The organism is Pseudoalteromonas sp. SG41-2, assembly GCF_014164535.1.
Classification (GTDB): domain Bacteria; phylum Pseudomonadota; class Gammaproteobacteria; order Enterobacterales; family Alteromonadaceae; genus Pseudoalteromonas; species Pseudoalteromonas rhizosphaerae.
Map to the genome: position 1 here is coordinate 84,025 of NZ_JACJFK010000017.1, position 12,581 is coordinate 96,605.

The following is a 12,581-nucleotide window of genomic DNA, read 5'->3' on the forward strand; positions in this document are numbered from 1 at the left end:
TTGGCATGGCCAAGTTTGTTCAGTTATACAAGTTGTAACTGTTAAAACACGAAAAAGCAAATAACACCATTACTTTTATAAACTATCAGACTCCGAATAGTAGTCTGGATTTTGTGGTGCAGGACTTGAAATTTTAGAACGCCCAAACAGAGTATGAAACTTTGCTTTACACGTCGTTAGCTTTAGGTATTTAATCCACGCACGTTCAATTGCGTTGGTTGGTTCTTGATTACCAGAGACAACGGCAAAAAATTGTTCTTGGATTTCATTTTGTGGTTCAAGGGTTTTATTATATAACCCTTTTAGAACAACACCGTGTTGTTCAAGGATACTGGCTTCTAGTAAGGTAAAATTACCGCTGCGGCCGAATCCGCGCGGAAAGTTTTGATCATCATAAAACTGACGTTGGCTTACAAATGCTTGGCGAAGTAGTGAAATATCATTGCTCATGGCTGTTTCCTCATACCCTATTTTCAAGCTGGAGTATGGATCAAGTTGCGCAATTTATTAAACAAAAAATTTTTATCGTGAGGATAAATAATTGGATATAGATTTATTGAAAACCTTTGTCGAAGTGGTACGTACTCGTCACTTTGGTAAAGCGGCTGAAAACCTTTACATTACGCAGTCTGCGGTGAGTTTTCGAATTCGTCAATTAGAACAAGGACTAGGGGTTAATTTATTTATCCGCCAACGTAATAACATCCAATTGACTGCACCAGGGGAGCGCTTATTACCCCATGCGCAAATGATTATTACTGGTATGCAACGGGCTAAAGTCGATGTTGCTCTTGCGGATAATATGCATAAGCAAGTGAGTTTAGCAGGGACGCCTAATATTTGGGATGCTTTTTTACAGTTTGGTATCACTAATATTGTCTCTGCAATGCCAGGGGTATCGCTGGTGGCTGAAGTTAAAGCACAGCAAGAAAGCACACGGTTACTATTAGAGCGCACCTTAGATCTAGCGATTTTATTTGATCCACCAAAAGTGGATGAATTAGTAGTTGAGCGTATTTGCACCTTGCCAATTATACCTATCAGTGCATTTGAAGGAGCTGCGAATGAAAACTTTTTTGATAATCAATATGTCTATGTTGACTGGGGAACTACCTTCTCTCTTTGGCATGCACGGCAATTTACTGGTCACACTCCACCATATTTTCGCACCAGCACAGGACGCATTGCATTAGATTTGATACTACAATGTGGAGGTAGTGCATTTATTCCTGAAGTTTTAGCGAAAAGCCATATAGATAAAGGGGAGCTACATCGAGTGTCTGATGTGGAACATACTTCTCGGGATATTTTTGTCGCTTATCACAGAGATAATGAACAAAAACCCTTGCTTGAGACGTTGGTTAATTTATTACTGGAATTAACACCAACAATAAGCAGTGAATTTAGTGCTAAGTAAGCTATATATGACAGTTTTATGTTGATTTGATGTCTTTTGTTGTTCCTTTTTATGAATAATATGAGTCAAAAATGTTTCTGTTGTAATATTTCTGTCATTTACCGCAGGCAAAATGCAGCGAATTAAAAATTAGTCTGTTGCGTTTATTGAGGAAATAATATGAAATTTGCAAAGTCGAGTTTATTACTAGCTGTGTTAAGTGGTTTATCTTTTTCTGCGTTTGCTGATGTTGATGTGTATGGTAAAGCAAATGTCTCTGTGCAATCTTCGGATGACGGTGAAGGGTCATTCAGCGAAATTAAAAGCAATGCATCGCGAATTGGTTTTAAAGGTTCTGAAAACATCAGTGATGGCTTAGAAGCTATTTATAAGTTCGAATTTCAAGTTAATGTTTCTGATGATTCAAAAGACACGGTTACATCACGTAATCAATACGTTGGTTTAAAAGGTGGATTTGGTCAATTAGTGATTGGCCGTAATGATACTGCTTTAAAGCAATCACAAGGAAAGTTGGATTTATTTGATAACCTTGAAGGTGATATCAAAAATTTATTTAAAGGTGAAAACCGTCTTAGTGATACAGTTACTTATTCATCAAAGGATTTAAGTGGCTTTAAAGTGCTTGCAACTTACGTTGCAGAAAAAGACAGTGATGGCGATAGCGGTTATTCATTAGCACTTACTTATGGCGATGCTGGACTGAAGAAAAGCAATGTTTATGCATCAGTTGCTGCCGACAGTGAAGTTAATGGTTATGATGTTGTACGCGCTACCGTGCAAGGGAAGGTAGCTGATTTTAAATTAGGTGCAATGTACCAAAGCCAAGAAAAAGTGGATGGTAGCGGTGATGCCGATGGTTATTTAGTTAATGCGGCTTACACTCTTGATAGCAATACATTTAAAGTTCAATACCAAGTAATGGATTTTGATGCGGGTGATAAAAAGTCTGCCATCTCTGCAGGTGTTGATCACTCCTTGAGCAAAAACACCACGTTATTTGCCTTCTACACTAATTTTGATATGGACAGCAATGTTGATCAAGATTACTTAGGTGTTGGCATGGAATACAAGTTTTAGTCTTTAGACTGTTGAAAAAGCCTTACTTATTACAGTAAGGCTTTTTACTATTAAGCTTGTGCATACACTGATTTACCCGCAAGCCAGCGATTGATTAGTTGTTCTACTTGTTCAGGATACTGGCGGAGCATTTGTAGTGCGATAGGTCTGACTAAGTTGAGTGTGTGCTTATCTCTGGTTAAGTCAGCAATTTTAAATTCCGCTAAACCTGTTTGTTTTGTGCCGAGCACTTCACCTGGACCACGAATTTCCAAATCACGTTCAGCAATTACAAAACCGTCATTGCTATCTCTTAGAACAGCCAAACGTTTTTGTGCAGTATGAGACAGCGGTGCGTGGTATAAAAGCACACAATGGGATGCGATTGCACCACGACCAACTCGACCACGTAACTGATGTAATTGTGCAAGGCCAAGCCGTTCAGGATTTTCAATGATGATCAAACTGGCATTCGGCACATCTACACCGACTTCAATGACCGTTGTCGCCACTAATATATGAATCTTTCCAGCTTTGAACTCGCTCATAATGGCTTGCTTTTCTGCTGCTTTCATACGGCCATGAACTAATCCTATAGTTAACTCTGGCAGTGCATGAGTTAATTGCAGTGCGCTATCTTCTGCTGCTTGGCATTGCAATGCTTCCGATTCATCAATTAAGGTGCATACCCAATATACTTGACGACCTTGCTCGGTACAGGCTGTTTTTACACGAGCAATAATTTCATCACGACGCGTATCAGGTAGTGCAATGGTTTTAATTGGGGTACGTCCTGGTGGCAACTCATCAATCACGGACGTTTCTAAATCGGCATAAGCTGTCATCGCCAGTGTACGTGGGATCGGTGTTGCTGTCATAACTAGTTGATGGGGATAGCAATCACCAAAACGGCCTTTTTCTCGTAGCGATAAGCGCTGATGGACGCCAAAGCGGTGTTGTTCATCAATAATAATAAGCACTAGGTTATTAAATGTTACTTGTTCTTGAAATAACGCATGAGTCCCAACAATCATTTGCGCTTCACCTGATGCTATTTTTTCAAGCGTTGCGCTGCGTTCTTTTCCTTTGGTTTTACCACCGAGCCATGCTGTAGTTATACCTAAAGCCGTAAACCAATTTTCGAAAGTAATGCCATGTTGTTCTGACAGAATTTCGGTGGGTGCCATTAGTGCCACCTGATAGCCCTGTGCGATAGCTGTTAAGGCGCTCAGTGCCGCAACTAGGGTTTTACCTGAGCCAACATCGCCTTGTACTAAGCGCATCATTGGATAAGGAGACTGCAAATCGTTTTTTATTTCAGCGACGACTTTGTTTTGCGCGTTGGTTGGAGCAAAGGGGAGCTGCGCTAAAAAATCATGCTCCAGATGATTAATAGGGTTCAGAGCAACTGCTTTTACTTGCTGTCCTTGTTGACGTAATTTTAATAAGCTCAAATTTTGCGCCAGTAACTCTTCAAACACTAAACGTTGTTGAGCCGGGTGCAGGCCTTGCTCTAATGCGGTGATATCTACATCATTAGCGGGGCGATGTAAAAGTAGCAGTGCTTGAGTTAAATCCATACCAGCGTGTTGGAATTGCACTGGCAATAACTCTTCTACCTGATATTTTTCAAGTAATGCAATCGCCTGATCACTTAATGCACGGATCGACAGTTGTTTTAACCCTTCCGTTGTCGAGTAAACAGGCGTTAGTGTGGTTGCTGTTGGTTGTTCGCTCGGTGTATCGCTGAGGCTGTATTCAGGATGAGTCATTTCATAACCCACTCTGCCACGTCGTACCTCGCCAAAACAGCGGATCACCTTACCGCTACTTAAGGTATTCTTTTGTGCTGCAGTAAAATTAAAAAATCGCAGGGTGAGTCGTCCAGTACCATCGTTAACTTGGCAAACGAGCATTTTACGTTTACCAAAGGTAATTTGGCTGGTTTCTATGGTGGCTTCAATACTGACATGACTATGCACAGCTAAATCACTGATAGCATAAATACGGGTGCGGTCTTCATATCGAAGCGGTAGATGAAAGAGCATATCTTGCACTGTGCTAATGCCGAGTTTTTTTAGCCGCTCGGCCATCTTTGGACCAACGCCTTTGAGGTCAGTGATTGGGTAGCGGCTTAAAGTTGGCTTTGACACAATACGCTCAAATCTTTCATTTTTAGATACTTTTTAGTTTACGTGCGAACAGGCTTGTCATCAAGCATGTTTTAATTTGTGCCAAAACTCATCATCAGCGATGATTTCACCATTTTCATCGAGGGCTGGATAGGGTTGCGATTTTTCTTTGCATTTTTGTGCAATGATTGGATGGCAACCTTCAAATAGCATCTTATGTTTTATGCTCTCATCCAGCATAGTGCGCTCATATAAGCCGGCTTGCAGACGTTGGTTTTGTGCCTCAAATAATATCAGTGCAGCGGCCACAGACACATTCAGAGACTGCGCCATACCTTGCATTGGAATAATAATGTTTTTATCTGCGTGGGCAAGTGCTTGTGGAGAGATCCCGGTTTTTTCTTGGCCGACAATAATGGCTGTTGGCAGAGTATAATCAATCTCACGGTAGTCAACAGCATCAGGGCATAAGTTAGTAGCGAGTATTTGTACTTGCGGATTATGCAGGCGCATCATAGCCACAGCGCTGTCGATATCTTTATGTAAGTGAGTTGCGATCCAATTTTTACTGCCCCCAGAGGTATTATTGGTGAGCCATTTTTGGTTTTGTGGCCATACTGCATGAACATTATGGCAACCCACAGCATCAGCGCTGCGAACAATTGCAGACAAGTTATGGTGTTTGTGCACATCTTCTAAGCACACGGTTAAATCGGTTTGACGACGATCTAGTACGTGTTTAATGCGATGATAGCGGGTGTTTTCCATTTTTAGCCTTGTCTTAACTCATAAAATTGCCGCTATTATACGGGAATTACCGTCTTAAGGCATTACTGAGCGGCTAATTGGGTTTTGCAGTGATATTAGCGTTTCGGTTGACTGAATAGCTTCGATAGCTTGAATCTTATTGATCAATACATCTTGTAAATGATCAATTGAACGGGTCATTACCTTAATAAAAATACTGTAGTTACCGGTTGTGTAATAAGCCTCAACGACTTCTTCAAGTTCCTTTAGGTGCAATAAGGTTTGTGGGTAGTCTCGAGCATTATTGAGGTTGATGCCAATAAAACAACATACATCGTAGCCTAACTGCTTGGCATTGACGCTAACTTGGGTGCCTGTAATGATCCCGGCTTGTTTCATTTTTTCAATCCGTACATGAATTGTACCTGCGCTAACGGCGAACCGTTTGGCTAATTCTGCATAGGCTGTGCGGGCATTATCCATTAATGCGTGGAGGATCTGTTTATCAAGATTATCGATTTGATAATTTTCCATATAAATATCATCTTTAAATTGTTGAATCATCATTTTTTATACCACTAAATTAATCAAATTAATATGGTAAAGGTGTTTTTGTTATTGGTTATTGAATTAAAGTGCAAAATGATTGAGGATTGCTTTAACGACATGGTTGCTCATAGTGCAATCATGCATTTATGCAAGTAACAATAACTGGGAATGAGGCCAATTATTATGAGTTCACACTTTGTCCAGCAACAGCTGCAAATTAGTAAAGTTAAACAGTATTTTTCACACCAGCTAGAACAACAGCTAGGGTTAATTGAAGTACAAGCGCCTATTTTGGCTAAAGTAGGCGATGGTATCCAAGATAACCTAAGTGGCACTGAAAATGCGGTTGCGGTAAAAGTTAAAACTATTCCAGCGAGTCAATTTGAAGTGGTTCACTCTTTGGCAAAATGGAAGCGAAAAACACTAGCTGAGCACGGCTTTGCAATTGGTGAAGGTTTATACACACATATGAAAGCGTTGCGCCCGGATGAAGAGTCATTAAGCCCCATCCATTCTGTTTATGTTGATCAGTGGGATTGGGAGAAAGTAATTTGTGCCAGTTCTGAGCGCTCTCTTGATAAGTTAAAAGAAACAGTACAAGCCTTGTATAAAGGCTTAAAAGCAACCGAGCAATTTGTTGCTGATGAATTTGGTATATCACCATTTTTACCCGCTGATATTACTTTTGTACACAGTGAACAGTTACGTCAAATGTACCCTGATTTTACCGCCAAGCAGCGCGAAAAAGCGATTACACAAGAATATGGTGCGGTGTTTTTGATAGGCATTGGTGGGGCATTAGCCGATGGTAAGATTCATGATGTACGCGCACCTGACTACGATGATTGGTCGACTCAGACTTGCGAGCAATACAGTGGCTTAAATGGTGATATTTTACTGTGGAACCCTGTGCTTGAAGATGCTTTTGAAATTTCATCAATGGGTATTCGCGTATCACCAGAAGCATTAGTTGCACAGCTTGCAATTACCGGTGACCAAGCTCGTTTAGAATTTGATTGGCATAAGCAACTACTAGCTAAACAATTACCACAGACAATAGGTGGTGGCATTGGTCAATCTCGATTGGCGATGTTGTTATTACAAAAACCTCACATCGGTCAAGTACAAGTAAGTGTATGGCCGGAGGAGTTAAAACAACAAGTGGCTGGTATTTTATAACGTAGACGAGAGAATAGAGATTATCTGCTGTTAGTCTCTATCTGCTTGCGATCAACTGGTTTTAAATTCAATCTCTATTTTTCCTTCTTGCAGTTTTACGTTACAAGGAGGATAGCTGCGATTTGTTCTTAATACTTTATCGAAAATGTGGATTTCTACCCCAGAATGCAATTTTTTATTGACCGCTAAATTAGCATTATCAAGTAGTTCATATAGACTTTGTTCTAGCGTTGTTAGGCGTTTTTCTAGCTGCTCTGCTTGTTGGCAATAATGTTGCTGAGTAGCTCCTATTTTAGCGAGCAATAGTTTTTTCTTATCTAAATCTTTTACTAAATCGGCCTTTTCTAGCGTTGCTTGCAGGGTGTCTAATTGCTCATCGGTTTTAGCTAATTCTTTAAGGCATTCATCGGTTTCAGTAGTAACAGACTTTCCTGAGGCAACCATGTTTATGAGCATTTTAGCGCCAGATTCATTACCAATTTCACCAGCGATAATCATTCCGGCATCCAGGATCTCGCCACCAAATAACTTCCCTTGTGGATTGTCTGCTTGGCCTATCTGTAAAAGCTTAGTCGCTTTCATTGCGCAGTGGCTAGCTTGGCGCTCAATAAAAATATTATTACCTTCAAGGTAGCTATATTGGGAGTGAGATAAATGAATATCACCGTTACAAATAATTTTGCACGAAAGCGTTTTATCATCTAGCTGGTGGCCAATCACACCTTGTTTAATGGTGATATTACCTTGCGCTGTCAGCTCTCCGGATTCAACCGTGCCCATCACAGTTATATCGCCTTTCGCGGTTACTTTCATGCCAGGCTCTATATTATGAGTGACAATAATGCTGCCATCAAAGTTTATATGGCCGCTTTTAACTGTGACATCGCCAATCGTAAAAATATCATCAACGCGCATACCATTTTGAATTTCGACTGGTACGCCCGCAATACTTGAGATTAATTCAAGAGGATTAGTTTTTGATATTTCACTGCCCTCACCAGCAACTAGTGGGCTACTTTCTCCAGCTTTTGCCGGAAGGACATCGCCTTTTACGGTAAAACCTTCTTTACCAGGGGTTGCGGGTTGCTGTCGAACTAATAATGTACCGGGTTCAACACTTGCTAACTTGCCAAAGTCGCGCATATCGACAGTGCCATCTTCGCGCAGTTTCGGGGTATGCAAACGCTCTTTTAAAGTTAATACTTGAGGAAGTAATTTTGATGATTTGCCGTCTTCTGGTAAGCGACCTTTAGCGAGGATACCTTTAACGGTAGTGCCAGCGGGTAATTCAAATTGTTTTTGTAGCAGCTGCTCTAAAAATGCTTGTTTGTAGCCCCGAGCAACCCCAGCTTTGATCAGCTGCTGTTTCGCTTGATCAAGGGCCAAAACTTTGCCACCTTGTGCGAGTGTGAGTTCGCCTGTTGCTAACATTTTATCATCACTGAGTGTAACAGTTAGTGTGGCGTCATGCTTACTGGCAACCACTAAACTACGTTCGCTACTAGGCTCTTTAAAAAAAGCATTGATAGCATCATAGTCTATGCGACATTCACAGAATGTTGATTTTTCTAGAGCCTCAATAACAAAAGCGGCACTAGGCGGCGAATGTTCTATAACATCGAGTAGTACATTACCGTTATGAGCAAGCTTAAACACGGATCATCCTTTTACAACACTTAAGTTAAAGGTTTTTATAATTATATAAAGATAGAGTGCTAGAGATTTGAATAACTGTCAAGAAGATCGAGGAAAAGGGGACTGATGAGTTAATACACCTAAGTATAAATACTTAGGTGTATTGCTGTAAGCTTAATTTGTTGAAGGCAATTCCATAATACCGTCAATTTCAACTTGCACGTTTTTTGGTAATGCGCGCACGCCAATTGCTGCTCGGGCAGGATAAGGTGCTTTGAAGTATTGGCTCATTACTTCATTTACCGTCGCAAAGTTAGATAGATCAGTTAAATAGATATTAACTTTTACCAAGTCTTGGATGTTGCCACCGGCTTCTTCACATACCGCACTAATATTTTTAAATACTTGATGTGTTTGTTCTGCGAAATCTTCAGAGATCACTTCCATCGTTGCGGGAACTAATGGAATTTGACCCGATAAGTAAACTGCTGTACCAACTTTTACTGCTTGGCTATAAGTGCCGATGGCAGCAGGTGCTAGATCCGTAGAAATAAATGCTTTATTCATGATTTTCCTATGTTATTTTTTACGATAGACTTTTTGCACATCAGGCATTACGCGAATGCGGCGCATGATATTTGCAACATGGACACGGTTTTTCACGGTGATCCCTAAATCTATCACGTATAAATTACTTTCTTTTTCATCTGTGGCAATTTCCACTATGTTTGCTTGGGTTGTAGCAATTACATTGGTTAGTTTTGCGAGTGCGCCTTGGTGGTTTATGATTTCTACACGCAGTGCTGCAATATATTCTTTTTCTGGATTATCATCCCATTTAACAACCAAGTACTTGGAGCGTTCAGTTTCCCAGCCACGAATATTTTTACATTCTTGGCGGTGAACCGTGATGCCTTTACCTTGGCTTATATGTGCGGTGATAGCATCCCCTGGCACTGGTCGACAACATTTAGAATAATTAACTAGCATGCCTTCAGTACCAATAATGGTCGCTTTAGCATTTTTAGTCATATCGCCTAAATCATCATTGTCATTTTGCAGTAAGCGGCGTGCGATCAGCATGCTCATTAAATTACCGCAGCCAATTTCAACTAATAGCTCTAATACAGTATTGAGTTCATGTTCTGCTAATACGCGACTAATATTTTCGTCAGGCAGATCATCGAACTTCGTTTCACCTAAAGCAGAGTCGAGTAAGCGACGGCCAAGTAATAAAGCTTCTTCATGATGTTGGCTCCTCAGGTAATTGCGAATTCCTAAACGTGCTTTACCGGTAACAATAAAGTTTAACCACGTTGCGTTAGGGTGCGCACCTGAGCTGGTAATCACTTCAACTGTTTGACCCGTATCTAATGCTTTACTTAACGGATGAGGTTTACGGTTAACGCGTGCACCCACACAGGTATTACCAACATCGGTATGGACCGCGTATGCAAAATCAACGGCGGTTGCACCCATAGGTAACTCGACTATGCGACCATCAGGAGTGAACACGTAAATTTCTTCTGGGAATAGCTCTGTTTTAACGTTTTCAACAAATTCAAATGATGAGCCTGCGCTTTGTTGTAATTCCAACAAACTTTGCATCCACTGACGTGCCCGTTGTTGTGCAGTGTGGCCTGCGTTATCACCGGATTTTTTATACATCCAATGAGCAGCAACTCCTTTATCTGCCATGTGATCCATATCGTGAGTACGGATCTGGATCTCAACAGGGATCCCATGAGGACCAACTAATGAGGTATGCAACGATTGATAACCATTAGTTTTAGGTACTGCTATATAATCTTTAAAGCGAGTTTCGATTGGTTTATATAAATTATGGGCAACGCCAAGTACCCGATAGCAGATATCCATTGAATCAACTGCAATTCTAAATGCGTAGATATCCATGACTTCATTAAACAGTAACTCTTTATTAAGCATTTTTTTATAAATACTATATAAATGTTTTTCGCGCCCAGAAACAGTGGCTGTAATGCCAGCTTCTTCAAGGCGTGCTGTTATCTCGGTTTGGATATTTGAAATGACTTCTTTGCGATTGCCGCGCGCTTTGGCAACTTCTGACTTTAAAGCGCGATGACGCATCGGGTAGAGGGCTTGAAAACCTAAATCCTCTAACTCATTTTTAATATCGTGAATACCTAAACGATTAGCAATCGGCGCATAAATCTCTAACGTTTCGCGGGCAATACGTCGACGTTTGTCAGGACGTAATGCTCCAAGAGTGCGCATATTATGAGTACGATCAGCAAGTTTGATTAAAATAACACGAATATCTTGTGTCATTGCCATAATCATTTTTCGATAGTTTTCAGCTTGGAATTCTTTTTTATCTTTAAAGCTGAGCTTATCAAGTTTGCTTACGCCCTCAACTAATTCTGCGACTGTCTCGCCAAAAATTTCGGCTAAATCTTGTTGGCTAAAGTCGGTGTCTTCAATCACATCATGCATTAATGCAGCCATTAACGTTTCGTGATCTAAATGCATACCAGCCAGAATTTGGCTTACTTCAACAGGGTGAGTAATGTAAGGTTCGCCACTTGAGCGAGTTTGACCCTCATGGGCCTCTCGGGCTACCACATAGGCTTTTTGTACCAGCTCTACATCAGCAGCAGGTAAGTATTCTGATATTTTCTTTTTTAGACCTTCAAAAAGATACATTCACACTCCAATGTTCTCGTGAAGCAAATAGGTAACGGTATGTTAAGAATATACGATGAAAAGAAGGGATTGCCAACGGCTAGAATAGAAATACTATACCGTTGGCTAAATCAGACAAGGAAGTCAGATTATTGGTTGCCGCCTACAATAGCTGCAACTGCAGCCATTTCAGCCGCCTCTTGATGTTGTTGCTCTTCACGATCAATAAGATCCATTGATGAGCTATCTACTAAACCAAGTTCAATTTCACGTAAAGCAACAACCGTTGGTTTATCGTTTTCAGGATCAACCAGTGGCTTTTTACCACCGACCGCGATTTGACGGGCACGACGGGCCGCAACTAAAATTAAATCAAAACGATTACCAATTGCATCTACTGCATCTTCAACAGTTACGCGAGCCATCTTAGCACTCCAAATAAATTTTTAAGCAAAGACGTAGTTTACTGCACCGAGTCAGATTCGCCAATAGCTTGTGGTTAATTTAAACAAATAAAATACTTACTGAACCCAAATTAGGATTTAACGCAGTAAGTCTACGAGTAAATCTTGATGGCGAATAGCTTGGCTTTGTAGCGATAAGCGTTTTGCCAATACGATCGTCTCAATTTCCTTCAGCGCAGTTGCAAAATCATCGTTAACCACGACATAGTCATATTCATTGTAATGAGACGTTTCAGATTGTGCTTTTGCCATGCGACCAGCAATGATTTCTTGTGAATCTTGGCCGCGATTATTTAAGCGCGCTTCAAGCTCAAATTTTGACGGTGGTAGGATAAAAATGGTTTCAACATCAGCGACCAGATCACGAACTTGACGTGCACCTTGCCAATCAATATCTAAAAATACATCAATACCTGCTGCAAGCTGCTCTTCAATTGCTTGCTTTGATGTACCGTAGTAATTATCGAACACTTGCGCCCATTCAAAAAAATCATTCTTTTCAATTAATGATTTGAATTCATCAACATTTACAAAGTGGTAATGCACGCCATTTGCTTCGCCCGGACGAGGCGAGCGAGTAGTATGCGATACAGATACTTTCATATCATTATACTTAGTTAACAATGCATTGATTAAGCTGGATTTACCCGCACCAGATGGTGCCGATAAAATAAATAAGTTTCCGCGAGAGTGTGCCATGGGTTTTTACCTAAAATAAACCGACTAGAGCTGCTAATA

General features: G+C 40.7%; 12 protein-coding genes. 3 read left to right on the forward strand and 9 right to left on the reverse strand.

Features of this window, described 5'->3' with window-relative positions; genetic code table 11:
- Nucleotides 1–75: 75 nt before the first annotated feature.
- Nucleotides 76–450, reverse strand: a complete 375-nt coding sequence (locus tag H5186_RS14590) for a DUF413 domain-containing protein (protein ID WP_145237075.1) — start codon at nt 448–450, stop codon at nt 76–78.
- A gap of 91 nt (nt 451–541) precedes the next feature.
- On the opposite strand from H5186_RS14590, the gene H5186_RS14595 reads away from it, so the two are divergent.
- Nucleotides 542–1,417, forward strand: coding sequence for a LysR family transcriptional regulator (locus tag H5186_RS14595; protein ID WP_149980649.1), 876 nt, complete (start codon nt 542–544; stop codon nt 1,415–1,417).
- Nucleotides 1,418–1,576: 159 nt separating this feature from the next.
- The gene (locus H5186_RS14600) at nt 1,577–2,494 is read left to right on the forward strand and encodes a porin (RefSeq protein ID WP_149980650.1); all 918 of its coding nucleotides are present in this window, start codon (nt 1,577–1,579) and stop codon (nt 2,492–2,494) included.
- A 50-nt stretch (nt 2,495–2,544) separates the two neighbouring features.
- On the opposite strand, the gene recG is transcribed toward H5186_RS14600, so the two are convergent.
- The 3 genes from recG to asnC are packed head-to-tail and all read right to left on the reverse strand — an operon-like array spanning nt 2,545 to nt 5,886.
- Nucleotides 2,545–4,626: an ATP-dependent DNA helicase RecG gene (gene recG / locus H5186_RS14605; protein ID WP_182718081.1), complete on the reverse strand. Its 2,082-nt coding sequence runs from the start codon at nt 4,624–4,626 to the stop codon at nt 2,545–2,547.
- A gap of 60 nt (nt 4,627–4,686) precedes the next feature.
- Nucleotides 4,687–5,373 carry a tRNA (guanosine(18)-2'-O)-methyltransferase TrmH gene (gene trmH, locus H5186_RS14610; RefSeq protein ID WP_182732244.1) on the reverse strand — a complete coding sequence of 229 codons (687 nt, stop codon included), beginning with the start codon at nt 5,371–5,373 and terminating at the stop codon, nt 4,687–4,689.
- A 54-nt stretch (nt 5,374–5,427) separates the two neighbouring features.
- The gene (gene asnC / locus H5186_RS14615) at nt 5,428–5,886 is read right to left on the reverse strand and encodes a transcriptional regulator AsnC (protein ID WP_145237092.1); all 459 of its coding nucleotides are present in this window, start codon (nt 5,884–5,886) and stop codon (nt 5,428–5,430) included.
- A 198-nt stretch (nt 5,887–6,084) separates the two neighbouring features.
- Here asnC and asnA point away from each other — a divergent pair, with 198 nt between their 5' ends.
- On the forward strand, nt 6,085–7,080 hold the full coding sequence (gene asnA, locus H5186_RS14620) for an aspartate--ammonia ligase (RefSeq protein WP_145237095.1): 996 nt from the start codon (nt 6,085–6,087) through the stop codon (nt 7,078–7,080).
- Between the two features lie 51 nt (nt 7,081–7,131).
- Here the strand turns inward: asnA and H5186_RS14625 are convergent, their stop codons facing one another.
- The 5 genes from H5186_RS14625 to gmk all read right to left on the reverse strand — a co-directional run bounded on the left by H5186_RS14625 (nt 7,132) and on the right by gmk (nt 12,542).
- Nucleotides 7,132–8,736 (reverse strand): DUF342 domain-containing protein, encoded by a 1,605-nt coding sequence (locus H5186_RS14625; RefSeq protein WP_149980653.1) that lies wholly within the window; start codon nt 8,734–8,736, stop codon nt 7,132–7,134.
- A 153-nt stretch (nt 8,737–8,889) separates the two neighbouring features.
- Nucleotides 8,890–9,282 (reverse strand): RidA family protein, encoded by a 393-nt coding sequence (locus tag H5186_RS14630; RefSeq protein ID WP_145237101.1) that lies wholly within the window; start codon nt 9,280–9,282, stop codon nt 8,890–8,892.
- A gap of 12 nt (nt 9,283–9,294) precedes the next feature.
- A complete protein-coding gene (gene spoT, locus H5186_RS14635; RefSeq protein WP_182718083.1) occupies nt 9,295–11,400 on the reverse strand; it encodes a bifunctional GTP diphosphokinase/guanosine-3',5'-bis pyrophosphate 3'-pyrophosphohydrolase in 2,106 nt (701 codons plus the stop codon).
- Nucleotides 11,401–11,528: 128 nt separating this feature from the next.
- Entirely contained in the window at nt 11,529–11,804 is a 276-nt protein-coding gene (rpoZ, locus tag H5186_RS14640; RefSeq protein ID WP_064667923.1) for a DNA-directed RNA polymerase subunit omega, read from the reverse strand.
- A 117-nt stretch (nt 11,805–11,921) separates the two neighbouring features.
- Nucleotides 11,922–12,542 carry a guanylate kinase gene (gene gmk, locus H5186_RS14645; protein WP_182739703.1) on the reverse strand — a complete coding sequence of 207 codons (621 nt, stop codon included), beginning with the start codon at nt 12,540–12,542 and terminating at the stop codon, nt 11,922–11,924.
- Nucleotides 12,543–12,581 lie beyond the last annotated feature (39 nt).

Bases quoted from the DNA above. Each gene is read 5' to 3' on its own strand.
- H5186_RS14590 (WP_145237075.1), bottom strand. From the start codon at position 450: ATGAGCAATGATATTTCACTACTTCGCCAAGCATTTGTAAGCCAACGT.
- H5186_RS14600 (WP_149980650.1), top strand. From the start codon at position 1,577: ATGAAATTTGCAAAGTCGAGTTTATTACTAGCTGTGTTAAGTGGTTTA.
- trmH (WP_182732244.1), bottom strand. From the start codon at position 5,373: ATGGAAAACACCCGCTATCATCGCATTAAACACGTACTAGATCGTCGT.
- asnC (WP_145237092.1), bottom strand. From the start codon at position 5,886: ATGGAAAATTATCAAATCGATAATCTTGATAAACAGATCCTCCACGCA.
- asnA (WP_145237095.1), top strand. From the start codon at position 6,085: ATGAGTTCACACTTTGTCCAGCAACAGCTGCAAATTAGTAAAGTTAAA.
- H5186_RS14630 (WP_145237101.1), bottom strand. From the start codon at position 9,282: ATGAATAAAGCATTTATTTCTACGGATCTAGCACCTGCTGCCATCGGC.
- spoT (WP_182718083.1), bottom strand. From the start codon at position 11,400: ATGTATCTTTTTGAAGGTCTAAAAAAGAAAATATCAGAATACTTACCT.
- rpoZ (WP_064667923.1), bottom strand. From the start codon at position 11,804: ATGGCTCGCGTAACTGTTGAAGATGCAGTAGATGCAATTGGTAATCGT.
- gmk (WP_182739703.1), bottom strand. From the start codon at position 12,542: ATGGCACACTCTCGCGGAAACTTATTTATTTTATCGGCACCATCTGGT.